Origin of the sequence: Nostoc sp. DedSLP03 (genome assembly GCF_034530815.1) — a bacterium.
GTDB lineage: Bacteria > Cyanobacteriota > Cyanobacteriia > Cyanobacteriales > Nostocaceae > Nostoc.
The window spans coordinates 22,251-48,337 of the sequence record NZ_JAVRCK010000023.1 but is presented as its reverse complement, the minus strand read 5'-3'; the positions used below and the strand labels follow the sequence as shown (position 1 = coordinate 48,337).

General features: G+C 39.8%; 17 protein-coding genes. 6 read left to right on the top strand and 11 right to left on the bottom strand.

The window, feature by feature from the left end; translation table 11 throughout:
- From RM368_RS13530 to folK, 6 genes are all read right to left on the bottom strand, one after another.
- The coding region (locus tag RM368_RS13530) for a hypothetical protein (protein WP_322694525.1) at positions 1-254 on the bottom strand (254 nt) is incomplete at its 3' end.
- Between the two features lie 89 nt (positions 255-343).
- Complete coding sequence (gene kdpA, locus RM368_RS13525) at positions 344-2,089, bottom strand: potassium-transporting ATPase subunit KdpA (protein ID WP_322694524.1); 1,746 nt, start codon at positions 2,087-2,089, stop codon at positions 344-346.
- A 527-nt stretch (positions 2,090-2,616) separates the two neighbouring features.
- The gene (locus RM368_RS13520; protein WP_322694523.1) at positions 2,617-2,811 is read right to left on the bottom strand and encodes a hypothetical protein; all 195 of its coding nucleotides are present in this window, start codon (positions 2,809-2,811) and stop codon (positions 2,617-2,619) included.
- Between the two features lie 237 nt (positions 2,812-3,048).
- The gene (locus tag RM368_RS13515) at positions 3,049-3,894 is read right to left on the bottom strand and encodes an ADP-ribosylglycohydrolase family protein (RefSeq protein WP_322694522.1); all 846 of its coding nucleotides are present in this window, start codon (positions 3,892-3,894) and stop codon (positions 3,049-3,051) included.
- Between the two features lie 7 nt (positions 3,895-3,901).
- Complete coding sequence (locus RM368_RS13510; protein ID WP_322674675.1) at positions 3,902-4,450, bottom strand: NUDIX hydrolase; 549 nt, start codon at positions 4,448-4,450, stop codon at positions 3,902-3,904.
- A 68-nt stretch (positions 4,451-4,518) separates the two neighbouring features.
- On the bottom strand, positions 4,519-5,034 hold the full coding sequence (folK, locus tag RM368_RS13505) for a 2-amino-4-hydroxy-6-hydroxymethyldihydropteridine diphosphokinase (RefSeq protein WP_322694521.1): 516 nt from the start codon (positions 5,032-5,034) through the stop codon (positions 4,519-4,521).
- Between the two features lie 251 nt (positions 5,035-5,285).
- Between folK and RM368_RS13500 the strand changes: the two genes are divergently transcribed.
- Entirely contained in the window at positions 5,286-7,673 is a 2,388-nt protein-coding gene (locus RM368_RS13500; protein WP_322694561.1) for a penicillin-binding protein 1A, read from the top strand.
- Positions 7,674-7,709: 36 nt separating this feature from the next.
- Here RM368_RS13500 and RM368_RS13495 read toward each other — a convergent pair whose 3' ends face one another.
- On the bottom strand, positions 7,710-9,086 hold the full coding sequence (locus RM368_RS13495) for an MATE family efflux transporter (protein WP_322694520.1): 1,377 nt from the start codon (positions 9,084-9,086) through the stop codon (positions 7,710-7,712).
- A 408-nt stretch (positions 9,087-9,494) separates the two neighbouring features.
- Here RM368_RS13495 and RM368_RS13490 point away from each other — a divergent pair, with 408 nt between their 5' ends.
- The 4 genes from RM368_RS13490 to RM368_RS13475 all read left to right on the top strand — a co-directional run bounded on the left by RM368_RS13490 (position 9,495) and on the right by RM368_RS13475 (position 18,148).
- Positions 9,495-9,815, top strand: a complete 321-nt coding sequence (locus RM368_RS13490) for a CU044_2847 family protein (RefSeq protein ID WP_322674678.1) — start codon at positions 9,495-9,497, stop codon at positions 9,813-9,815.
- Position 9,816: 1 nt separating this feature from the next.
- Complete coding sequence (locus RM368_RS13485; RefSeq protein ID WP_322694519.1) at positions 9,817-12,027, top strand: AAA-like domain-containing protein; 2,211 nt, start codon at positions 9,817-9,819, stop codon at positions 12,025-12,027.
- 29 nt (positions 12,028-12,056) lie between these two features.
- Entirely contained in the window at positions 12,057-15,587 is a 3,531-nt protein-coding gene (locus RM368_RS13480) for an AAA-like domain-containing protein (RefSeq protein ID WP_322694518.1), read from the top strand.
- 83 nt (positions 15,588-15,670) lie between these two features.
- Positions 15,671-18,148: a C1 family peptidase gene (locus RM368_RS13475; RefSeq protein ID WP_322694517.1), complete on the top strand. Its 2,478-nt coding sequence runs from the start codon at positions 15,671-15,673 to the stop codon at positions 18,146-18,148.
- A gap of 457 nt (positions 18,149-18,605) precedes the next feature.
- On the opposite strand, the gene RM368_RS13470 is transcribed toward RM368_RS13475, so the two are convergent.
- The 4 genes from RM368_RS13470 to RM368_RS13455 all read right to left on the bottom strand — a co-directional run bounded on the left by RM368_RS13470 (position 18,606) and on the right by RM368_RS13455 (position 25,173).
- Positions 18,606-20,801, bottom strand: a complete 2,196-nt coding sequence (locus RM368_RS13470; RefSeq protein WP_322694516.1) for a transglycosylase SLT domain-containing protein — start codon at positions 20,799-20,801, stop codon at positions 18,606-18,608.
- 594 nt (positions 20,802-21,395) lie between these two features.
- Positions 21,396-22,454 (bottom strand): 3-deoxy-7-phosphoheptulonate synthase, encoded by a 1,059-nt coding sequence (locus tag RM368_RS13465; RefSeq protein ID WP_322694515.1) that lies wholly within the window; start codon positions 22,452-22,454, stop codon positions 21,396-21,398.
- Positions 22,455-22,652: 198 nt separating this feature from the next.
- Positions 22,653-24,311, bottom strand: coding sequence for an alpha-amylase family glycosyl hydrolase (locus RM368_RS13460; protein WP_322694514.1), 1,659 nt, complete (start codon positions 24,309-24,311; stop codon positions 22,653-22,655).
- Positions 24,312-24,795: 484 nt separating this feature from the next.
- Entirely contained in the window at positions 24,796-25,173 is a 378-nt protein-coding gene (locus tag RM368_RS13455) for a DUF1823 family protein (protein ID WP_322694513.1), read from the bottom strand.
- 240 nt (positions 25,174-25,413) lie between these two features.
- Between RM368_RS13455 and RM368_RS13450 the strand changes: the two genes are divergently transcribed.
- Positions 25,414-25,716 carry an acylphosphatase gene (locus RM368_RS13450; RefSeq protein ID WP_322694512.1) on the top strand — a complete coding sequence of 101 codons (303 nt, stop codon included), beginning with the start codon at positions 25,414-25,416 and terminating at the stop codon, positions 25,714-25,716.
- Positions 25,717-26,087 lie beyond the last annotated feature (371 nt).

Genomic DNA, 26,087 nt, shown 5'->3' with positions numbered 1-26,087 from the left:
AGAGGTGGATGAACGGAGTTCAGAGGTGGATGAACGGAGTTCAGAGGTGGATGAACGGAGTTCAGAGGTGGATGAATCCAGTTCAAAGGTGGATGAATCCAGTTCAAAGGTGGATGAACGGAGTTCAAAGGTGGATGAATCCAGTTCAAAGGTGGATGAACGGAGTTCAAAGGTGGATGAATCCAGTTCAGAGGTGGATGAATCCAGTTCAGAGGTGGATGAACGGAGTTCAGAGGTGGATGAATCCAGTTCAAAGGTGGATGAATCCAGTCCTAACTCTCTCCTGCTTCCTCTGCCTCCCCTGCTTCCCCTGCCCCCCTGCCTCTCCCTGCTCCCCCACTCCCTACCCAATACCTTTGGCGATAAAAAAGGCTTCACCAATGGGGCCTAATGCTAAGACTGGGAAGAATGTAAGTGCGCCCAGAATTAAAATCACGCCTGCGGTAACGCCTGTAAATAGTCCGGTATCCGTTCGCAATGTACCAGTGGTATAAGGAACAGCTTGTTTACGAGACATACTATCTGCTAAAAACAGCAAACCGATGATGGGAATATAGCGTCCTGCAATTAAACTGAAGCAGGTACTCAAGTTCCACCACAAAGCAGTTGCAGTGGTTTTTGTACCTGTAGCGATCGCTAAAGGTGAAGGTTGTGAATCTCCCAAGCCTTCAAAACCAGAACCGTTGTTAGCAGCAGCGGAGGCGTATTCATAAATAACTTGAGCAAAACCGTGGAATCCTGGATTGCTAATTCCTGATAGCTGATCGGGAAATGCCAAGGCGATACCTGCGGGAATCATAATTGCGATCGGGTGAACTAGGAGAATCAAAAAACTAGCAAGTACAACCTCGCGCTTCTCAATCTTGCGTCCGAGAAATTCTGGTGTACGTCCCACCATCAACCCTGTAGCGAACACAGCCAGAATTAGGTAAGCAAACAAATAAGCGGTTCCTGTACCCTGTCCACCCCAAATAATTTGTAGGAACATATTGGAAAGGGTAATAAAACCACCGTTGGGCATGAAAGAATCGTGTAAACTGTTGACTGCGCCGCACATCGTGCCAGTTGTACTTACGGCAAACAGCACAGATTGCGCCCAACCAAACCGGACTTCTTTGCCCTCCAAATTCGGTTGCTGACTACCCAGTAGTCCATTCACAGCCGGATTGCCGTTGTATTCACCAATGGCTGTGACGATGATAAATACTAAATAGAGAATGCCTACCATACCGTAGACTAACCAAGCTTGCTTAGTGTTATTCGCAAACAACCCATAAGTGTAGATTAGGGATGTAGGAATCGAAAGCATGGCGACAATCTGAATCAAGTTAGAAAATCCGCTAGGATTTTCAAAGGGGTGTGCGGAGTTGATGGCGAAAAAGCCGCCGCCGTTTTCCCCTAATTGCTTGATAATTTCAAAATGAGCAACAGGGCCACGAGCGATCGCTTGACTAATATTCGCATCTTCCAAGGTGGGGAATACAACCGCACCCCCCAGTGTTTCGGGAACACCAGCTGCCATAAGAGCGATCGCGCCCACAATACAAATAGGCAATAAAATTCGGGTAATCGAGCGAATTAGGTCTACATAAAAATTGCCTAACGATCTACCAGTCAATCCCCGAATAAAGGCAATCCCCACCGCCAAACCAGTAGCAGCAGAAGTAAACATATGATAACCAAGTCCCCACATTTGGCTGCCATAGCTCATGTAGGTTTCACCAGAATAGTGCTGCTGGTTAGTGTTAGTAATAAAAGAAATAGTCGTATGCAGTACTGTATCCCAAGTTGGGGCATCTATCTTGGTTGGGTTTAATGGCAGCCATCCTTGATTCATAATAATCAAGAAAATCAGCAACCCCATTGCGACGTTACTGTATAGGATTGCCCGCCCATACTGCCAGCCAGTCATATTCTCTTTGCTTTTAACGCCAACCAAAGCATAAAGCACTCGCTCAACTGGATTCAAAATCGGGTCGAGAAAAGTACTTTGTTCTAGGTAGACACGCGCCATGTAGCGTCCAAAAACGGGAGTTATCGCTACTACAATTAATAGCGTTAATACAATTTGAATCCATCCTTCTAGCATGAGTTAATCAAACTCCAACCTAAGTAAATTTGAAATAAATATCAGATATTTTCTTGTTATGAAGCGGAAATATTTATGAAGTATATTGGCATACTTATTAACTAACCAACCTATAGTTATGGGCTTTCTCAATCAATCATCGAGCTTTTTGTTGAAGAAAACAAGGTATAAATTGATATTTAAACTAGGCTATATAAAAAATATATGTTTCTATGTATAAGAGTGTTTATCTCGATATATATCTGCAAATATAGAAGGACAGCGAAATACTAAACAAATAGCTATTCGACACTCAAACTAGCTGAGTCTTTGAGAATTACAGTAATTTTCAGCTTTATTGACTACGTAGGGAATAAACCTTTTGCAAAAATATGTTTTTGCAGGAGAGGGTAAAGGTTAAAAGTTGAGAAAAATTGTAGGTTGGGTGAAGCAAAGCGCAACCCAACAAAGCGATAAAAATGTTAGGTTTCGTTCCTCAAACGCCACTTGCTTCTCGCTTTGGGAGAACTACGGTGTACACACAAATCCTAAAAACCTAGCTTGATAAAACTTTCCTCGTTCCCAATTAAACGACCAACATTTTCTGCTTTTTGTTGGTCATATCCAAGTTGAATATATATTTTAGTTGCTGCTTCTGCCAATTCAGCAAATTTTTCAGCATCATGGAGCCAATATATTTTTGTTTGTAGTTCTCCTAAAGTAGAAGCTAGAGTATGATTCATCAATCTTGGCTTGGCTGGCTTGAAATATGCTTTTGATTATCTAACTTAAAATTAAACACTAAAATCTAGTAGTCTATCAAGTCAACAATGCTAGGTAAATCAACTTTTAATTTCTCTGTTTTCTTCTTCCTTTGCGCCCTTCGCGTCTTTGCGGTTCGTTTATTTACCCAGCAAAGTTAGCTTGACGGACTACTAGCCTTTTGAGCATCTGAACTCAACTACTTTGATGTATTAGATTTAACCGATCTTTTTACCCACCAAACTCATTAACTGCTTATCCAGTTCGATGAGGTAATCTCTACCGTAAGCTCCATTCTCTAACCCTGTGACAAGATGATTAGGAATGTCTTGAGTAATTTCTTCGCTACAGGAACCAGCAGCCAAGGCGATCGCAGCGACTGTATCTACATCCCCAGTAAAAGCGATACAATTTTGTAAAAGTTCGCTCATGCTGTCATTTCGCATCACCGCAGTAATCGCTGCTCTGACACTCATCCAGCCTTTGGACTTGACTTTACCTTCCCACGGTTTATTCCACTCTCCAGATACATAACCTTCCAGAAACCGTCCTAATTTGCGTTTTGCTCCCAGTCGATAGATAAAATAATGCGACATTAAGGCAGCCGCAACGGCAGCATTGATCCCATCGGTTGTATTGTGGGTAATTGCCGCTTGAATTGTTGCCGCTTCAATGACTTTTTCTGGTGTGGGATAGATGCCAATGGGTGCTGCACGCATTGCTCCCCCGCTTTTGTCACTATCAGGGTTAATTTTCGTTAAAAACTCTTTCCCATCCTGAATTTCTAATAGAAAATGGTAGAATCTTTGAGCATAACCTTCTCTTTGATCGCGTTTAAAAGCTCTAACAAAACTATCGGCTAAAACTTCTGGCGTCCACGGTGCTTGAGCGACAATCACTTCCGCAATGGCAATACTCATCTGGGTATCGTCGGTGTAGCTGCCAGGATTGAGTCGAAACCGTGGATGTTCCACGTATCGACTCAAATCGTTGTTAGCGATCGCTTCGTCTGCATATTCAAAGCCTGCACCGTAGGCATCTGCAATCGCTAACTCTAGCAGCATAAGGGTATTAAATTAAAAACGGACGCGCCAGAAAAAAGCTAGAAACTGATTTAGCATCTACCGGCTCTCCCTCCAGAATAGCTTTTTCTAATTCTTCAGGAGTCATAAACACAGTTTCGATATCCTCGTCTCCATCTTGTGGTGGTGGTGTCTCCAGCTTTTCTAAATCTCGTGCCAGAAAAGCATAGATAATTTCATCAGAATAACCAGGAGCTAGGAAAAATTCGCCTAATTTGTCCCATTTTTGGGCACTATAGCCAGTTTCTTCGGCAATTTCACGTTGTATAGTTTCTAAAGGCTCTTCTTTTCCTTCCAATGTCCCCGCCGGAAATTCTAATATCCGTCCCTGAATTGCAAAACGATACTGGCGCACCAGTATAAGTTTACCTTCCGCTGTCACTGGCACAGCTAAAGCACCGCCAGGGTGACGAATACATTCCCATTCTCCTTCCGATTTATTCGGCAAACGCAAGCGATTAACTTCAAAATCAAACTTACGTCCTTTATGAAACAGGCGTTGTCTTAGCAGTTGTGGTAATTCTCTACCTAATGGCATAGTAAAATCTGATTATCTGTGAATACAGAGGCAAAATCAGTGTTCTTCTGCTTTTAAGGATGGTAATTTTAATTGTCCATCCATAAATGTACATCAGAACAGTCTACCTCTTTCAGCAGCTCTTTAATCACACACCCGGAAACTGGTTCTATCCAATCTGGGGCAATTTCTGCCAGTGGGACTAACACAAAGGCGCGATCCCGCATTCGGGGATGGGGAATCTGGAGATTTGGTGTGTCCAAAATAATGTCATCATATAATAACAAATCCAAATCTAGGGTTCGTGGCCCCCAGCGTTCCTGACGCACGCGCCCAAATTGTTGTTCAATTCCTAACAAAATTTCTAATAACTGCTGGGGAAGTATTTCTACCTGCAATATAACGCAGCCATTGAGGTAATCTGGCTGTGGTGGCCCGACAGCTTTGGTTTGATACCAATGGGATCTGGCTTCTAAAACAATACCTGGCGTTTGGGCTAAAGCCTCTATAGCTGCTGATAAAATTGTCTGGGAATCGCCAATATTACTACCAAGAGAAACGGCGCTTCGTCTTAGCTGTGCTTCGTCGTAGCCCGATCTGGACATTATACTTTCCTGAAATAAGCCGTTTTCGGGCTGTCTTTGCGGATACTGGTCAATAGTTTTTAGATTCGCAGTATTTCTCAAAACTGCAACATTTTTTACAAAACTAAATTAACCAAATTTAAAAAACATTATTTTCTAGTGAATTCAGTTAATTATTTATAGGATATTATACTAACACAATGGTAGTGCTATAACCCCAAAGTTGATTGATGGTGGTTATAATTGCTTACTACTTTGAGCGAGGAACTGACGTGGGGAAGCTTACCTCCTGGTTCAAGCGAAGACCAACTAATTTGAGTGACTCTGGACGAGGAGGAACGAATGAGAGCTTACCACCAGCACATCTGGCGCAGACGAGGCAGTTACTGAGCAAAATGAAAATTTTACCATCTAGGATGAGGGTCAATCGGGCATCTGGCGCTAGACCACTCTATCGCCGCTTCTGGTTTTGGGCAGGTTTAAGTATTGGTGGTGGGATAGCTGCCTCGATCTACGGCATCAGTTTAATAGATCGGACTTTGCCAGATCAGTCCGAGTTGAATGCTGTGTTGCGAGAGCAAACACTGACCATAAAAGCTGCTGATGGCACAATATTACAACAACAAGGTGAAACGGCCAGAGAACAGCTAAAGCTAGAACAAATACCAGATAATTTAAAAAAAGCTTTTATCGCCTCAGAAGATAGAAGATTTAGGCAACACAATGGAGTCGATCCACAAGGGATTGTCAGAGCGGGTTTGAATAATTTGCGATCGCAAGGTGTGGTAGAAGGTGGTAGCACCATCACCCAACAGCTAACGCGGATTCTCTTTTTGAAACAAGAGCAGACAATCTGGCGCAAACTCAAGGAAGTCCGCCTTGCCCAAAAAATGGAGCAAGAATTAACCAAAGATCAGATTTTAGAGCGTTACCTAAATCTGGTTTATTTGGGATCTGGAGCTTATGGTGTGGCAGATGCATCCTGGGTATATTTTAGTAAAACGCCAGACCAGCTTTCCCTTGCGGAAATGGCAACGATTGCGGGATTAGCTCCTGCTCCTAGTTTATACGCCCCAGACAAAAATCCCGAAGCGGCAAAACGGCGGCGGGACTTGGTATTGCAACGGATGCAAGAAGATAAAGTAATTACGCCAGAACAAAGGCAGGCAGCAGTCCAGGAGCCATTAACCCTCAAAAGCAGTTCACCCAAGCGAGTCCAAGTAGAATCACCCTACTTTACCAGCTACATCCAAAAAGAATTGCCCAAGTATGTTTCTCCTAACGTCCTAAAAAGTGGGGGTCTAGTAGTAGAAACTACGTTGAACCCAAGCTGGCAGAAGGTGGCAGAAGAGGCAGTTGCCAAAACCCTGCGAAATCAAGGACGCTGGGAAAACTTTAAGCAAGCTGCAATGGTAGCCATTGACCCCCGTAGCGGTGAAATTAAGGCAATGGTGGGGGGAAAAGATTTCGGTAAAAACCAGTTTAATCGAGTTACCCAAGCACAACGGCAGCCAGGATCGACATTTAAAGGGTTTGTATATGCCACTGCGATCGCTACCGGTAAAAGCCCCTACGATAGCTATGAGGATGCGCCCTTTGTCGTAGACGGCTATGAACCGAAAAACTATAGTGAAAACTTCCGGGGTTCAATGAACATCCGAGATGCCCTCACTCGCTCTGTTAATATTGTTGCGGTCAAGGTGTTGATTGATGTGGGATTTACACCAACCATTAAACTTGCCCATGATATGGGGATAAAATCTGAACTTAAACCCACCTACTCCTTGGCTCTTGGTTCAAATGAAGTCAATCTGCTAGAGTTAACCAGCGCTTATGGTAGTTTTGCAACTCAGGGATTGCACGCAGAACCTCATGGTATTACTCGCATCCTCAACCGCCAAGGCAAAGTCATCTGGTCAGCTAATTTCAAGTCAAAACGCGCCTTGGATGCTGACAGTGCCGCCATCATGACTTGGATGCTACGCAACGTCGTCGAAGCGGGAACTGGTGGTGCTGCCCAATTAGATAATAGACCAGTTGCCGGCAAAACCGGCACCTCCGACGAAGCCCGCGATTTATGGTTTATTGGCTACATTCCTCAGATGGTGACAGGGGTATGGCTAGGTAACGATGACAACCGCCCCACTTATGGCAGTAGTAGTAGTGCCGCTTACACTTGGCACGAATTTATGGAAAAAGCGGTAGAGGGGATGCCTGTAGAAAAGTTTCCCAAACGACCCAAGTTAGACGGTCGCAAAGGCACTATCAAAGCCCAGTCCGTCAAGCCCAAACAAATACTGAATCGTTCTATTGCCTCTAAAGATGATGATGACTCAGAAGGGGAAAGAGCGAGAAATTCTAATTCTGAGGATAGTGGTTCATCTAGGAGACGTAGAAGAAGGAGAAGCTATTCTCAAGAAACACAGCAATCGAGCGATTATACCCCAAGACGGAGAAGGCGCGATCGCAGCGAATCAAGTTCTAGTAACTCCTCTTCAGAATCATCTACTCCACGGCGACGCTCTAGAAGAGTAGAATCTGATTCACCCCCACCTCGAAGAAGTCGGCGAGAGTCGTCTCCCGAAAATAGTTCTGGTTCTTCTGGTTCTTCATCGTCACAACCATCTTGGCGGGATAGACTTAGACCTTCTCAACAGTAATCGGAAGTGGGCATTGTTAATACTATGCACTTTTAGTCAATCAGACTCAATCTCAGAAGTCAAAAGATAAAAACGCCCAGTTAAAAGCACTGCACCCATAAGTAGCCCTAGTACTAAACCCAACCATAAACCTATAGCACCCCAGCCGAAAGTGAATGCCATCAGATAGCCCCCACCTAGACCTACTATCCAGTAAGCGAACATAGTAATTAACACTGGCACTTTGGTATCTTTCAACCCGATTAAAGCACCAGCAGCAATAGTCTGAATAGAATAAAATATTTGGACTATTGCCCCGACAGCCAAGAAAGAACTTGCCGTTTTAATTATCTCGATATTATCTAAATTACTGGTATCCAAATACATTGCCACAATATAGTTGGGAAACAGCCAAAAAATTAGTGCCACAATACTTACAAAAGGAGTAATAAGCGCAATGCAGACTAACCCGGCTATGTTTGCACCCTTGAGATCGTTTTGTCCTCTCAACTGTCCTACTCTCATTGTGACGGCATAGGAAATACCTATAGATACTGTTTCGACAAAACTTTCTGTCTCGACGGTAATTTCATGTGCTGCTAACGTCTCTGTTCCAAACCATCCCATCATTAAAGCAGTGGCAGTAAATACTCCAATTTCTGCTCCATACTGCAACCCCAAAAACCACCCAGTTTGGAAGATATCTATAAACATATCTTTATCGAACTGATGCAAAGCACAATCAAGCTGATAGTCTTTAAAGTAGTTATCAAAGCAAATCCAACTGGCGGCAGCAATAAAATTTAGCCAAAAAATGAGTGTGCTTCCCCAACCGATACCGGCTAAACCAAGGGCTGGGAAACCAAATTTACCGAACATTAGCACGTAATTAGCAACCGCATTTAATAATAGTCCAGCTACCGTAATTACTGTTAAAAATTGGGGGCGATTGAGGGCAGAGCTAACTTCTTTTAAGATACAAAAACCGAGTGCGGCCGGAAAACCCCAAACAATAGACCGCAAATATGTTTGAGCTAATAATACATTGCTTTCTTCTTGACCAGTTAGCAGCAGAATATTGTCAAAGTGCCAAATGATAAACATTACAGGTAAGCACATCGTCACGGCTAACCAAATTCCTTGACCAGTAGCACGATTCACTTGGTCTATCTTTCCTGCACCAAAAGCATTGGCGACACTTATACCCGCAGCTGAAAGAACAGAACGACAAACGGAAGCTAAGGTAGAAAAGGTAACAGCACCTAAAGCACCCGCAGCTAAAGCTTGGCTGTTAAGTAAGCCCATCATCACCCCATCCAATAAAGGAATGCCCGCTTCTAATATTTGAGTAATTACCAAAGGAACTGCTAATAGCAGGCAGGCTTTGACTTCTAATATCAGTTCTGACTTAAATTCTTTTGAGGTTAACTCCATTGGGGCGCTAAAAAAGCAATACTGCATACATTAAGATATATTAACGCCATAGGTGTAATCAACTCAAGTTATTAGCGATCGCCTGACTCAAAGAGAAATGTCTATAGTTATACTCTGTTTCTAAACTAAACTGTTTAGTTTGCACTTGGTGACAGCTTCGCCAGATCTACGCCAACTAAACTAATACTGCTCTGGTAAACAGCAAGTAGTAAGACTCTTTTCAATGTATATCTTTTACTAATGTACTGAAGTTAGTTTTTAAGGATTGCCCAAAGGGCAGTGCGCGAGAGCGCAATCACTCGTTTTTTGTCCACTCTCACAAAATCGCGTTGCTCCCATATAAAGTTTATTCGTGGCTAACAGGTAAAATAACTTTATTCTCTGAAAAATGAGGTAGAAAATTAACTTGTGAAGCGTATCGTCGAATTTCCTCTCGAAAACGGAGACTCAATTCTTGTAGAAGTAGATGAGCCTGGGCTAACTGATGATCGTATTGGTCTGCGAGACGATATTATTCAAAAAGCTCAAAAAACTTTTGAATCTGCTCTGGAACAAGTAAAGCCCATAGCAAATGTCATTATGACTAAAGTAAATAGTCTCAATCAGCCTGCGGATGAGGTGGAAATCAAGTTTGGCATCAAAATGAGTGCAGAGCTTGGAGCAGTCATCGCTTCTGGCAATGGCGAAGTTAATTATGAAGTGACTTTGAAGTGGAAACGGGAGCCATAAGATGGCCACACCCCTGGAGTTATCAGTCGTCAGGATTTACTCAAACAGTGGCAAAGTTGTTGGTGCTGGCTTCTTGGTTACCCCAAAATATATCCTTACATGTGCCCATGTGGTAGCAGATGCTTTAGGAATTGCTAGAAATACTGCCGAAATAATCAATGCAGAAGTCCGTTTAGATTTTCCTTTATTGGCAGCTAAAGAGTTTTTGACTGCCAGGGTAGTATTCTGGCGGCCTGTTAACCCTAATGAGTTTGCGGAAGATATTGCAGGGCTGGAGTTAGAAAGCTCTCTTCCTGGTGCGGCTCATCCAGCACGATTGGTAGCATCAGAGGAATTATGGGGGCATTCTTTCCGAGTTTTGGGTTTTCCAAAAAACCAACCCAATGGGGTTTGGGCTACTGGACAAATCAGGGCTGGACTTGCAAATGGTTGGGTACAACTGGAGGATGTGAAACAACAAGGTTATGCATTAGAGCCTGGTTTCAGTGGTGCGCCGATATGGGATGAGCAGTTACAGGGTGTAGCAGGCATAGCAGTAGCGGCGGAAATGGAGCGAACAGCAGCTAAAGCAGCGTTTATTATTCCCACACAAGTGCTGATTACAGCATGGTCAGACTTGGTTGAGCAAGCTCTTTCTTTAGAAAAAATGCAGCAACAGCCAAAAGTGAAACGAGCCAATGACAGTGCTAGAGTTTTTATTAGCTATCGCAGCCAAGATCCAGATTTAACGTTGGCCCAGCAGTTTTATGAAGCAATAAAAGCGGCTGGGCATGAAGCATTTATGGCGGGGGAGAGTATACGGTTAGGCGAAAACTGGCCGGAACGCATAGATAGAGAATTGGAACAGTCTGATTACTTTCTGCTGCTCTTATCTCCTAAATCTGCAACTAGTGAAATGGTCACAGAAGAAGTCAGGCGTGCCAAGCAGTTGCAAGATTTAAATCCCGAAAAGAAACCTATAATTTTACCTATCCGTGTGAACTTTCCTTTGGATTCGCCATTAAATTATGATTTACGGGGTTATTTACAAAGAATTCAACAACGAGAATGGAAATCATCTGCTGATACAGTCAAGATTTCGCAAGAAATTTTGACAATTCTAGCCGAAGGTCATGAGGCTAACTATACAGAGGATGAATTGACAACACCCGCTGCGATAGAAAGTTTGGAAGAACCACCTTTGCCAGTTGCAGAACCAGAATTACCAGAGGGTCAAGTAGATATGGCTTCTGCTTTTTATATAGAACGCCCTCTTATTGAAGAACACTGCTACGAAGCTATTTTGAAGCCTGGTTCTCTGATTCGGATTAAAGCGCCTCGACAGATGGGTAAAACTTCCTTAATGGCACGGATTCTTCATCAAGCTTCACAACAAAACTCTCTAGCCGTATCTTTGAGTTTTCAACTTGCAGATAGTAAAGTGTTCCCAGACTTAGATAAATTTTTACGCTGGTTCTGTGCTAGCGTTACTCGGAAACTGCGAATACCAAATCGGTTAGCGGATTACTGGGATGAGATTTTTGGTAGCAAAGATAACTGTACAGCTTATTTTGAGGAGTATCTCCTAGCAGAAATCGATCGACCCCTAGCATTGGGTTTGGATGAAGTCGATTTAGTATATCAACACCCTGAAATTGCCGCGGACTTTTTTGGACTGCTGCGTGCTTGGCATGAAGATGCAAAAAATCGGGATATCTGGAAGAAATTGCGATTAGTAGTGGTGCATTCAACAGAAGTTTATATCCCAATGAATATCAATCAATCACCATTCAATGTGGGACTTTCGATTGAGTTGCCAGAGTTTAATGCTGAACAAGTCCAAGATTTGGCACGTAGGCATGGGCTAAATTGGAGGTCTTCAGAAATTGAACAATTAATGAATATGGTGGGAGGTCATCCTTATTTGGTACGAGTAGCACTCTATCGCATTGCGCGCCAAGAGATCGCACTGGAGCAGTTATTACAAGTTGCTCCTACAGATGCCGGGCCTTTTGGTGACCATTTGCACCGACATTGGTGGAATCTAAAACAACATCCTGAGCTAGCAAGGGCAATGAAACAAATTGTTGCAAAAAACACACCAATACAGCTGGAGCCAATAGAAGCCTTTAAATTAAAAAGTATGGGTTTAGTCGATCTGGAAAATAATTATGTAATACCTAGATTTAATTTATATCGGCAATATTTCCGCGATCGCGCGGCTTCTCTGTAATCGAAATCTCATACATCTACATTTCATTGATGAACGCAGAACAAAACCCAGCTTACGAATATCAAGTCGGAGGAAGTTTGCCAATTAATGCTCCTACTTATGTAGTAAGGCAAGCGGATGAAGACCTCTATGAAGGGTTGAAAGCAGGGGAGTTTTGCTATGTGTTGAACTCGCGCCAAATGGGTAAATCTAGCTTGCGGGTGCAAGTAATGCAACGATTACAAGCGGAAGGTATTGCCTGTGCAGTAATTGACTTAACTAGAATTGGTAACCAGCAAGTAACGGCAGATCAATGGTATGCAGGGATTGTCCGCATTCTTGTCAGCAGTTTTAATCTGTCTGAAAAGTTTAACTTGCGGAGTTGGTGGCGCGATCGCGATTATCTTTCTCCAGTGCAGCGGTTGAGTGATTTCATCGAAGAGACACTGTTGGTGGAGATTGATAAACCCATTGTCATTTTTATAGATGAAATTGATTGTGTCCTCAACCTGAAGAAGATTGTTGGAACTGATGATTTTTTTGCTTTTATCCGAAACTGTTATAACCAACGTGCTGATAAAACGCAATACACCCGTCTGACTTTTACACTCTTAGGGGTAGCAACACCTTCAGATTTAATTGAAGATAAAAAACGTACACCATTTAATATTGGCAAAGCAGTTGAATTAAGCGGCTTTACGCTAGTAGAAGTAAAACCCTTAGGAATCGGATTTGTAGGCAAAATAGATAATCCGCAGTTGGTATTAAAAGAAATTTTAGATTGGACAGGTGGACAACCATTTCTCACTCAAAAAGTATGCAAACTGATCCTAAAATATTTAATTAATTTACTGTATAATTCAAGCTCATCAATAAACGAAATAAATATTACAGAGTGGATAGAAAATGTTATCAATAATAACATCATTAAGAATTGGGAATTTCAAGATGAACCAGAACATTTACGTACAGTACGTGACCGGATTATGCGCAATCAAACTCAAGCAAGCATGTTGCTAGGATTGGTTCAAGAAATTTTAGACAAAGGAGAACTATCTGGTAATGATAGTGATGAGCAAATAGAATTAAGATTATCTGGATTAGTAGTAAAACACGACAATAATTTAAAAATTTATAATCGCATTTATCAGTCTATTTTTAATCAAGAATGGGTAAAGGAACAATTAGCTAAAATGCGCCCATACTCTGAAGCTTTTCAGGCGTGGTTGGATTCTAATTGCCAAGATGAATCGCGCCTTTTGCGAGGTAAAGCATTAGAAGATGCCTTAGATTGGAGAGAAGGTAAAGGTTTAAGCAACCAGGATTATGATTTTTTGACTGCTAGCCAAGAGCAAGAACAACGTGAGATTCAAGAAAAACTGGCAGCAGCCAAAGTCGAAGAATACAAAGCTAAAATTCAAGTTGAAAAGCAGAGAACTCGATTAGCGATTGCGTCTGCTTTGATGGCAGTAATTGCTATATTTGCTGGGTTTAAGTGGAGAGAAGCTGAGATAGGCCAAATTCAAGCACTCACAACTTCCTCTAAAAGTAAATTTACTGTAAATCAATATTCATTTGATGCATTAATAGATGCCTTAAAAGCAGCAAGGCTGCTCCAGCATTCTATCTTTGTCAAAAATGCGCCTGAACTTAAAATGCAAGTGATGGAAGCAGTTAGCAATGCAGTTTATGGAGTTAGAGAAAGTAACCGTCTAGAAAAACATCAAGACCTAATTAGACGTATCAAGTTCAGTCCAGATGGTAAAAGCTTTGTGACAGTTAGCTATGATAAGACTGCGAAGCTTTGGAAGTTAGGTGAGAAAGAACCTTTAATATTAAAAACCTATAAAAGTCATGTTGTTGATGTCAGCTTTAGTCCTAACAATCGCAGGATTGCTACTGCTAGCCGAGACGGAATTGTAGACATTTGGGATAGTGAAGGTAAGTATATTTCAACTTTTAAACATACTGTTGTCACTTCAAATGAAAATGAAGATATTCTCTGGAGCATTAACTTTAGTCAGGATGGTCAGTTAATTGCTACAACAGGTGGCGACACCACTATCAAGCTTTGGAAGCTAGATGGTAGTCTTTGGAAAACTTTAAAAGACGATACAAATGGAGATACACAAGAAGTCCGTAATGTTAGCTTCAGTCCTGATGGTCAAAAGATTGCCTCCGCTAGCCCTGATGGTACAGTAAAACTTTGGGACATCCAAGGTAATTTAATTGATACATTAAATGGTCATAAAGGAAAATCAGTTTTAAATGTAAGTTTTAGCCCTAATGGTCAAACTCTCGTTTCTACCAGTAGTGATAATACAGCTATTATTTGGGATGTAAACAAGAAAACTCAGCTAGCTCAACTGCAAGGGCATACAAAACCAGTGAAAAATGTTGCCTTCAGCCCCGATGGTAAAACTATTGCCACTTCTAGCGATGATGGAACTATTAAATTATGGAGTAGCCATGATTACCAATTGCTAGACACTTTTGAAGGGCATAAAGGTTCCGTTAATGGTATTAGTTTCCACCCTCAAGGACATATTTTAGCATCTGCTGGTGATGACAAAACAGTTAGGCTTTGGCGTATAAATCCTTTGCGAATAACTTTGAATGAACATAATGCCATTTACAGCATTGATATTAATCCCAAGAAAGATATTATTGCGGCTGGTAGCGTAGATGAAGTTATAAACCTATGGAACTTCCAAGGAGAACCACTAAAAACTATTAAAGCTCAGAAATCGGGTATTGCTAGCGTTACTTTTAGTCCAGATGGTAACACCATTGCTAGCAGTAGCCCCGATAGTACTGTTAAAAGATTCAATTTACAAGGACAAGAACTAAATCCAACACTTGTAGGACATAAAGCATCTGTTAATAGTATTAGCTTTAGCCCTAATGGAGAAATTATTGCTTCTGCTAGTATTGACAGAACTGTGAAACTTTGGAATAGAGAAGGAAAACCTTTGAAAACTTTGCTAGGTGATACACAGTTTTTCAGTGTTAACTTTAGTCGAAATGGTGAGACCATTGCCGCAGCTGGACGAGATAGAAAAATTCAATTTTGGAAGCGTAATGGAAGCCCCCTATATACGTGGAATGTAGATGAATCACCTCTTAATAAATCAACTTTAAATACAACTATTTATAAAGTTATATATAGTCCAAATGGAAGCACAATTATTACTTCTAACGAAGATAATACTGTAAAGTTATTGAGTCTAAATAGTGGTGTTATCAAGTCTTTGAAAAGTCATACGGCTGGGGTTTGGGGATTAGATGTTAGCCGCGACGGTCGAATGATTGCTAGTGGTAGCGATGACCGTACTGTAAAAATATGGACTATGGATGGGAAATTGATTACAACTCTTACAGGTCACAAGGGTAGCGTAAACTCTGTTAAATTTACACCTGACAGTAAAAAGCTTGCTACCGCTAGTTCTGATAAAAAAATTTTGGTGTGGGATGTACAAGATATGAATTTCGACAAATACATAGAGCGTGGATGTAATTGGTTGAGTGATTATCTAAAAACTCATGATGCTCAAGATGATTTAAAAAATGTCTGCAAATGAAATAAAGATTAAATGCAAAAAATTAGTCTACATTTAATAAGATTAGCTAGTAGTAAAGTTAAATTTATATCAGGAATACATTTATGTTAAATCAACCGGAAAATCGTAATCAAAACTATGATTGGAAGAGTAAAGGCTTAGGTTGGGTGCCTGATTATCCAGATTTACGCGACTATAATTTAGATGATGAGGATCTGAGAAATCAGCAACGCTTGAAAGTGGAAGAAACCACAGGTTGGATAGAAAATATTATTGGAGAATTAATTCAAGTAATAAATGAAAATGGTCAGAAAAGTAAAATTAATGAACTAAGAATTAATGAACTAAGAAATAAAATATTGGGAAATGTTATATTTAAAAAGGTAAGAGTTCATAAGCTTTTGCAATATCCAAGTTGCTTGGAAATAAATGAAACCACTAGTAAATTTAGTATTAATAAAATTAAATATGATAGTATTTTGTCGAGACAAGTTCTTCAATTAAAGAAATATCTCGGTATTTTATTATTAACTAAATATTTAGAGCTTCCTGAAAAAATAAATACAAATTATAGTGATGGCACTGATAATAGTTTAGATATGAAACAGCCATTGGATATAATTCAGTGGATGAATGATGAAAATTATGATTTTCGCACAAAAGAAATTGTTGAATTGTTTCAATGTTTATCAAATATTAAGCAAGATGGAATTGTTGGGCTTGAGACTTTTATTCAATTAAATGAATATCTATTAAACCCGAATAAAGATAAATTAGCTGATAAAGATAATAAATGTAAAGAGGATGATGCTAAAAGAAGACCATTAAAAAGAATTAGATATTTTTCAGTAACTTCATTAATACCAGATAATGCTTTTAATAAAATTATATACAACTTATGTTTAAAGGTAAGTGAGCAAATTTTACAAGAAATAAAAATAAGAAATTTTCTTGAAGAAGATTTTCTGAATAGCATTAAGGTAAAATCGGACTTTTTTCAAAAAGTTTTAGCAGAGCTAAATTCAAATGAGCTAAATTCAAATATTGTTACTAAAGATAAAAATTGGTTATTAAAAGTTTTAGGAGAAGGGTTAACTAAATCAACCCAATCTATTAGTACAGTTAATCAAAATCAATTTGAAATTAGTGCTAATTTTGAATTTTTAAAGAATTCTCCCTTGCTCGATCCAATAATTTCAATAGCTCTCAGAAGTATTTATCCGTTAGCTCGAATTAGACACCAGACACTTGAAGAATTAGTTGAGCAAGGAATTTCTAACTTTGAAAATCTTATTAAACCAAGACAAGAAGATTTTGATGAACAGCAAAAGCCAAAGGTTGAATACTCCAATAATGAATTAGTTAAATACTCAATTCGTAAAATTATATCTACACTTCGTTATGAAATCCAATCTCTTGAGCAAGAAAATCAAGAAAGACAAATAAAAAATGAAAAATTTACAACAGAGTTTATCAATTCTTTTGTCCTATGTTTCTTTATCAAAAAATACTTAAATCAATTTGAGTATACACGAGAAGCTGTAGAAGAAATTGAAAAAGAAATTGCTGATATTGACAATTCAGATGTTACCAACTCATCTCCTTATAATCTTTTTGATAAGCAAGAAGTATTTGAAATTGTAACAGAGAGAAATACCAAAAGCTCTACTCAGAAACAAGAAGAACTATTCCTAACTTTAAATTTATATATTCCCATATTCAGCAGTAAAAATCTTAAATATTTAGAAGAGCCGAAAGAAAAGGAAGAAAAAGATAAAAAACCATTTTTTCAACTTCCTAGTGTAGTGGATTTAAGTTATTGGTTTTCTTCAGTCAAAGACCAAGGTTCTTTACAATCATGTACTGCATTTGCTGCTATTTCGTTATTAGAGTATTTTGCCAATAAAAACTCTAAAGATAAAATTGAACCGTCTCCTATGTTTCTCTACAAGGCTGCACGTAACAAAATGAAAGTTACAGGAGATGTAGGTTCGTCAATTAGAGAAACGATGAAAGCATTAGCCTTATTTGGCGTTCCACCAGAAGAATATTGGTCTTATGATGAAAACAAAGTAGATGAAGAACCACCACCATACTGCTATGCTTTTGCTCAAAATTACAAGACAATAAAGTATTTTCTTTTAGATTATGCTGGTATTACTGAAGAAACTCTTTTATTTCAAATAAAAGCAGTTCTGTCCGCAGGATTTCCTTGCATTTTTGGACTTACGCTTTATAGCTCTGTCTACAAAAGCTCGAACGAAAAAGGTCATATACCGTTTCCAGATTATCAGGAAGATAAGATTGTTGGTGGACATACACTTGTAGCAGTTGGTTATGATGATTTTCAGTTCGTTAAATGTGCCAATGGTCAGAAATACTCAAAAGGTGCATTTTTAGTAAGGAATTCTTGGGGAACTGAATGGGGTGTAAAAGGTTACGGGTGGCTTCCTTACGATTATGTATTAGCTGGATTAACCTCTGCTTGGTGGTCGTTGCTCAAATCAGAATGGTTTAACGAGAATAATTTTGGTTTTTCAGGTATAGGTGGTGAAGGAGTACCAGGTAGTACAGATACATAAATGCTGATAATTTAATAGTTGCGATCGCCTAACATAGATTTTAATCAATGCTGTAGAGCGACGAATTATTTAGACAAAACGGCAGATTCTTTGTCATTGGAGTTTAGACTAATTTTGCTTACCAAACCACCAAACCCTTACCCAGAAAGGCTTTCCTAATTTATAGGCAAGTTTTAGATTCCCAAGTTTCAAATGCTTGTTACACAAGGGCTGTAGCCTGAAAAATAGAATTTAGTCTAAACTCCAGTCAAAAGTAAGCAAAAGCAAATTGCGCTACCGCTTGAGAATAAGTGCCTTATGTGATGCGTTGCAATAGCGCAGCCTCTTTGAGTAATAGAGTGTCTGAGCTAGCGACATTACGAATTAGTAATTAGCTAAACAAATATCACTATGAGTTGTGAACTTTGAATTAAAAAATTGTTTGAACTCAACACTCACAACTCATAAATTTCTCAGATTATCGCGCTGGTAGTTGTGGGTGTGTGGTCGAGTACTTGGTCACTATGCCAGAAATTTCCGGGTTGTAAAGCCTGAGATAATTCCAGTAGTTGCCAAATACTTGCCGCACATAGTTTTTAGTTTCATCAAAGGGAATTTCTTCAACAAACTCATCTGGATCTTTTGTAGTTAGAGTTTGCAACCATTTGGAGACATTGCCGGGACCTGCATTGTAACTAGCGATCGCCAGCAAAGAGTTATTGTTATATTGATCGTGGGTATGACCCAAATACCATGTACCCAGCATGATGTTATCGTTGGGATTTTCTAAGTTGATTGTTTTGAAATCCACCTTAATTTGTGGGGCGATCCATTTAGCTGTACTCGGCAACAGTTGCATTAAACCAGTAGCATCAGCAACAGATTTGATTTTTGGTTCAAACCGTGACTCTTGACGCATCAAAGCAGTTACTAGCAAAGGATTAAGTTTACGCTCAATAGACCACTTTTCAATCTCTCGCTGATAAGGAAATGGATAACGTGCTTGCCAGTAGGTGATTTGTTTACTCAAAGTCTGATATTGGGCAAGTTCGGCTGGTATTTCTCGGTCTTCTAATTTAGAAATTTCATCAATTCCGATGAGATTTTCTCCCCTAGCCTGCCGCACCAACCCTTCAGTAAATTGCTCCGCTACCGTTGGCTGAATTTTGTTTTGAAATTCTGTTTGCCATTGTAACCAGGCATCGCGGTCTTGACCTAGCAGATACAATTCTTTGAAAGTTTCAGAACCAGCAGGCGGTAATGGACGCTGGGGTGCGATTACTTCCGGGTTCATGACGCGCACGTTGTCAAAGTTACCGACATTTAGCCCCAACATTGTCGCGGCTCGCCATGCATAGTAAGAGTAGGGAAACTGGCTAATCACATATTCATAAGCAGTTTTAGATTCTTGCTGTTTCCCCAGTGCAGCCGCCCATTTACCTACCCAAAAGCCTGCTCTTGGAGCCAAAATACTATTGGGGTTGTTGGTGACGATTGGTTCTGCCCATTGCCAAGCACCGACGTAATCTTTGGCTTTGGCTTTATCTTGGGCGATTTTCCAACGGTACTCTGCGGCTTCGTCAGAGTTACCGTATTTACTTATGAGTAATTGCCAAGCTGCGCTAGCTGACTTTTGATCCTTGAGAGTTTGGAGAGTTTTGGCTTTTTGTGCCAGTGCAGTACCAGCTTCTTTGGAGAATTTACTAATTACTTGGTCAAGATACGGTAAGCCGTCTTTAGGTGTTTTTGCGGTTTCTGCTAACCGCAGTAGTGCCGTTCCAGTTTCCTCGCTATTGGGAAATTGCTGCACTAATTGTTTATAGGTGGCGATCGCTTTTTCTTTATCTTTGCCTTCCACCTGTAAGCCCCGTGCAGTCCGGTAGAGGTTGCGCGATGTTTTGGGTGCTTTGGCGTAAGCATTGGCTGCTTTGGGAAATTGACTATTTTCCCAATAGCTTGTACCAATGAGTTCCCAATCTTCGGGTTTGAGGGTAGTCTGTTGTGCTAGCTGATCCAAAACGCCCACTATGCCTGGTTGATCGTAGGCATATTTAGCCAAAATCAATTGTAATTGTGGCTGATTGGGATTTTCTTGCAAGCGTTTGCGGATAATTTCCCAAGTTAGAGGATTGGAAGGAAATTGAGCGATCGCAGTTTCTTGTTGCTTCGGTTGGGCAATTAGATATAGCGCTTTGACTGCGGCCGGTTCTTTGGGATAGAGTTTTAGCACTTTTTGCCTGAGATCGGAGGCTTTGCCGTCCTCGCCCAGCAAATCCTCTGCCTGAGCTTGTTTGAGCAAAACATAGGGCGCAAGGATGGGATAGTCTTTCTCTAATCCTTCGAGTAAAACTAGAGCTTTTTGCCCTTGGGTTCTTTCAATATAATCACTCGCCAAAAGATAACGAGCGCGATTCCGATCGGGCGATCGCGATTCAGCTGCGATCGCTGCTAGTTTTGCCGCCCGTTCTGGCAGTGATTGCGATATCAGCCCAAAGACGGCTGATTGGGCAACACTACCGTCCGATTTTTGCTCTGCTTGATTCTGACTTAGTTTGAGCCATTTCCCCAGAGACTTACCAATCTCAGGTGCTGATACCATTGCCCCAGTTAAAAAGGCAAAGAGTGCTGCACCCGCAATTATCGAAATTTGCTTTTTCTGTAGTTTCTTCAGCATGAATACCCGCTGAAAAGTTTCGGTGAATTTCTTGAAACTCTAACACTCCTAACCATCAGTGTTACCAATTTTTAATTTTAGATTTTTAATTTTATGTAGAAAAATCCTAATTTTCAATCCTTCAGTTGGTAGTATTGAGTAATTACCACATATTAGATATTACTACATCTATCTTGGGTATATCTTAAAATATGGTAGGAGGCAGCCCTTCAGTTGGGGATTCGACTTCTACTGATTTGGTACGACTGAATTCCCTTACCTTGTAAGAAGCTGACACGACAGTGCAAATCTGAAAATCTTCTCTCGATAAATAAATTACGTCGCCACCACTTGGGTATTTTCCAGTTTTGTCGGGTGTGTTATCGCCTCAGCCTAACGCACCGTCAGAAATTTTCGTGCGTTATGGACTTTAGTTTTAACGCACCCTAGCAGATTAAAGCTAATGTAGAGCAGGTTTTTAAATTTGCGCCTACACCGTTGCCGAAACAGTCAGAGGAATGGAGCAGAGTTTATTAGTATACATTAATACTTAACAAATCTTCTCTAAATCCCCATTGATCGCATTCTGAATTCTGACTTCTGACTTCTAACTTCTCATTTAAGTTTTTCGTGAGCAGCCAAAATAATTTTTTCGGTTTCTTCCCAGCTAATACATTTGTCAGTTACAGAAACACCATATTTTAATTCTTCTTGTTTCCCAGTAATCGGTTGACTACCTTCATACAAATGCGATTCCAGCATCATGCCAACAATTGATGTATTGCCATCCACTATTTGTTGAATAATATTTTCTAAGACCGCACCTTGTAATTTGTAATCTTTATTGGTATTACCGTGGCTACAGTCAATAACAATTCTCGGTGGTAAATTTGCCTGTTTTAATTTCTCTTCTACCAGTTTGACATTTGCTGGATCGAAGTTGGGTTGACTACCACCCCTTAAAATTACGTGACCGTAGCCATTACCTTTAGTTTGAAAGACGCTGACCTGACCGTTTTGATTAATTCCCAGAAAATTATGCGGGTTTCCGGCAGATTGTAGGGCATTCAAAGCTACTTGAATATTGCCATCAGTACCATTTTTAAAACCTACAGGCATCGAAAGTCCACTGGCCATTTCGCGGTGAGTTTGTGATTCAGTTGTGCGTGCGCCAATGGCAGACCATGTAATCAGTTCGCTGATATATTGAGGGATGATTGGATCTAGCGCTTCTGTGCCAGCAGGTAATCCCAACTCTGTAATTTTTAACAGTAGCTCCCGTGCAATTAATAAACCTTTCTCTACATGAAAAGAATCATCCATATCTGGATCGTTAATTAACCCTTTCCAGCCTACAGTTGTTCTGGGTTTTTCAAAATACACTCGCATAATTAGTAGCAAGTTATCCTTGACTCGCTCGGCTAATATTTTTAATCTCTTAGAATATTCGAGCGCTGCTTTCGGGTCATGGATTGAGCATGGGCCAACTACTATAAATTTCCGACGATCCTTAAAATCCAGGATATCTTCTATTTCCTGTCTATATGCTAAAACTCTTTGTTCGGCTAATTGTGTTAAAGGTAATTTTGACTTTATTTCATTGGGAGTTAATAAAATGCGATCATTCTCAATGTTAGCGTTATCGATATTACTATTAAAGAATTTGTTGTGCATGGGGGATGCTTTGGCAATTCTATAGACGCACTTCAACTCAAAAGTGTAACACAAACCAATGAAATTTTAAAATAGCTAATTTTTTACTTGACAAATGTCTAATTAGACTGTAAATGAGTAAGATTATAACTAAAAAAGGGGAAAACATTTCCCCTTTTCTTTTTTATTGGACTACCGACTTAGTAGTAGTGTATATCATTACTGCCATACAAACACTTTAGCTTCGTATGATCCCAAGTCAATTACGATGCCATCTTCACCAGATTCGACATCATAATTGCCTGTCCACTCGTGCCATGTCCCAGTGCTAGGAAAGTCAGGAACTTGATAGCCTCCTAGAAAATTTTCTGAGAAATTTGCAATTACGACTACACGAGAACCTTCATCATTCCAACGAGTATAAGCTAATACTTTTGCTTCCGGATTTTCGTGGATAAAATCGATATTTTCTGTATAGAGAGCGTGATTGCTTTTACGCAGATTAGTTAAGCCTTTGTATGATTCAAATAAACCACGATTTAGATCGTTACCTAACAGCGTCCAATCAATTTTGGATGATTCAGGTTGTTTAGGTTTATACTCGCCAAATTCTTCTCCCATCCAAATCAAAGGTACACCAACAGCAGTCATTAGGATGGCTACTCCTAATTTGACCCGGCGAAATGCTTCTTCGTCAAAAATCTCACGGTTTCCCAGTTCAACCATGACATGATTATGGTCGTGGTTGGTGAGGTAATTTACCACATTGGTAGCACCCAAAAAGCCTTGACGCTTGCAGTCAATCACATCTTTGAGACGCTCTAAATCAAACGTATCACCGCAAATGTGTTCTAGAATGCAATGATAAAAACTATCATGCCAGCAACCATCCATTGGCCCATCTACATTGGTAATGCTGGTAGTTTCAGGAATGTGTTCGGCAACATTATAAAAAGGCTTCATGCTAGCAGTGTTTTTGGCTTCCTGAACAATCCAGTGCATAAAGTCGTAGTTAGCAATTTGCCGCGCCGCATCATAGCGAATACCATCAAGATGATATTCTCCAACCCAAAAACGAATTGTATCACCAATAAATTTCCAGGCTGGTTTAATATCTAAATTTTCATCATAATGTTCGTAATTAAACTCGGGCCCCCAATTATTGTCAGGATCGCGAGGTTCGTGATGATACCAGTAATCGTGGTCAATTTGTGTTAAAGGAGCAGATGCTTCTGAGTGGTTATAAATACCGTCAATAATTACACGAATGCCTCTACCATGACACTCATCAATCAAATTTTTTAACTCAGCAGTAGAACCATAACTTGATTCTGTTGCAAAAAAGTGACGAGGATTATAACCCCAACTATAATCACCAGGATATTCTTTAAGTGGCATCAACTCAATAGCATTGACTCCTAGTTCGCACAAATAGTCTAACTTTTCAACTACGTGTTTGTACTTGCCTCGTGCATAAGGGTCGTCCTCGCCACCAGAAAAGTCACCGACATGCAATTCATAAATTACTAATTCGTGGTCAGCAGGTAAAGGTTTATCATCATGTTGCCAAACATAAGTATCGGTAATCCTTTGCCCATCTTTGATCCGGACAATACCATCATCATTTCCACTTTGTTCATCTATATCAGTTGCATAAGGATCTGTAACATCAACCCATTGCTTTGGTTCAAAAAACCATGAATTTGATTGAACGCGGAATTTATATTTGTAAACGCCGTCTTCTAGTTCAACACTTGTACGAAAATAACCATCATCACCTTTTTCCATTGGAATTTCTTGCCAATCAGAAAAAGAACCAATTAATGCTGCTCCTTTGTTATAAGGTGCAAATAAATTAAATTCAATTGGCTTTGCCATAGAAGTGTTTGTAATATCAAGGGGTGATATAAGTATCATCTAATACTTATTTAATTTACAAATCGTTCTAGAGAAATAATTAGCTAGGCAGTGCTTCTATCTTCAGGAATAATTTATGAATTATTTATAAAGTTTAACAATATTTTTTTGATTTTTGGTTGTTTACAGTATTTATTTCTTGGCTAAAATACAGATTTAATATGTAGTAAATCTCATTTATAAAAATAATATGTTTTTAACACTATTACATCTACAGCAGGTTTCTTTTATATGAATATAGTACAAAGCTACGGGTTTGAAGAAAGAAGGTAGAGTAGAAACTTTTTATATCTGATTTATAATTTTATGTTTTGTACCTTCCTTACTTACAAATTAATGTAACTACAAAAAAATCATTAAATAAAACTAATTGTTTTTCTGAGATTGAAACACAGCAGATATTTGGGAAAATTTAGGATGTTTTTACCAAATATCTACTGCAAAATTACTCTTTTTTATTGTTAGCTTGTTGTAGATAACTTAATAACCAATTTGCTGCCGTTGATCTGCGAGTTTGCCGAGGCCCAAATTCTCCAATTTTGTAACCTTTGAAACCTAGTTTTTCTTTCAGCATTTGTTTATTTTCAGCAGGAATGGAACGAGTTAACTTGACAGTTGCGGGGCGAGATGCAATGAAATCTGGTGGTTGTGGGTACTCATTATGCCATTCTGGTGCAACTTGCTTAGTATCCCATTGTGCAATTGATGAGTCATAGCGATAGCCTAAATAATGCCATAGCAACTGATTGACTGTGGCATCATCAAGTTTATCGTCAAGAATTGCCCAAATTGTTTCTGTATTAAGTGGTGGCAGGTTAGACATAAACAATTCAAAATTTCAAGTGGAATAACTGACTACTGTTTAAATTACAGCAGTTTTCAGGTATTTAGACTAAGACTTAAATTAGGAGTAGGTTAGTTTAATTACTTGAAAAGCGCTAGAAATATATAAAAACTAGTAGATATTAAGAAAGACTGGAATTAATTTCGCGAGTTGGAGTTAAAAACAGATTGTGTATACACAAAGTAGGTAGACTGGAAATCGTAAAGATTAGACCAGTCTATGCAGAATTCTACAGCACTGCCAAAGATTATCCGCGCCCATGTATTCATTTCTGGGCGAGTCCAAGGAGTGGGTTATCGCTATTCCACTGTCGATACAGCTAGACAATTGGGATTAACCGGTTGGGTGCGGAATCTCCCCGATAATCGAGTAGAGGCAGTTTTTGAAGGGGTACGAGAGGTTGTAGATAACATGGTTCGCTGGTGTCACTCCGGGCCACCTGCTGCTGTAGTTAAAGATATTGTGGTTGAATATGAGGAACCGGAAGGGTTACAGGGATTTGAAGTGAAGCGGGTTGAGTAAATAGTTAGTCATTGGTCACTTGTACTGATACCATTTCTTTGTGAGGCTGCGCTAAATTCTCTTGGCTTCTTTCTTTGCGTTCTTTGCGGTTCGTTTCTTATTTAGTTTGGCGCATCTTCATACAGAATTGGTATGAGTTTCGACTGCATTCAACTACCGCTTGTCGATCGCTCATTGGTTAAATACAAATAAATACCCCAGTGTAATGTCTAAGCTAGTGTAAAAGGATTTGTAGTAAGCACTGAAGTGCTTAAAAATAAGGACTAAAGTCTTTACTACGAGTTTGTTTACCCATCAATTTAAACTTGACAGACCGCTATACCGCCTGTGAAAAATTTTGATTACAATGCAGATGTCCACTAGGCGGCGTG